Source organism: Xanthomonas prunicola (assembly GCF_002846205.1).
Lineage (GTDB): Bacteria > Pseudomonadota > Gammaproteobacteria > Xanthomonadales > Xanthomonadaceae > Xanthomonas > Xanthomonas prunicola.
The window spans coordinates 1-296 of record NZ_PHKV01000089.1 but is presented as its reverse complement, the minus strand read 5'-3'; the positions used below and the strand labels follow the sequence as shown (position 1 = coordinate 296).

Genomic DNA, 296 nt, shown 5'->3' with positions numbered 1-296 from the left:
CAAGGCGCCGGCCAGGTCGCCACCAATGCATTGGCACCGTATGCCGCGCAGCTGATCGGCAGGACGTTCGACCAAAACCACGGCAGCGATCCAAACGCCGCATTGCAAGTGCTGTCGCATGCGGTGCTAGGCGCGGTGCTGGCACAAGTCAACGGAACATCCATGGCAGGCGGTGCGCTGGCAGGGGCTGGTGGTGAGCTGGCTGTAAAATACTTGACCCAAACGCTGTACGCCGATGATCCGCGCGCCATCGACCCGGTAACTGGGAAGTTCAATCCGAACCTGCTGCCGGAACA

At 61.8% G+C, this 296-nt stretch carries 1 protein-coding gene; it reads left to right on the top strand.

Features of this window, described 5'->3' with window-relative positions; translation table 11 throughout:
- Positions 1 to 30: 30 nt before the first annotated feature.
- Positions 31 to 296 (top strand): DUF637 domain-containing protein (locus XpruCFBP8353_RS23165; RefSeq protein ID WP_249027465.1); only part of this gene is annotated, 266 nt, incomplete at its 3' end.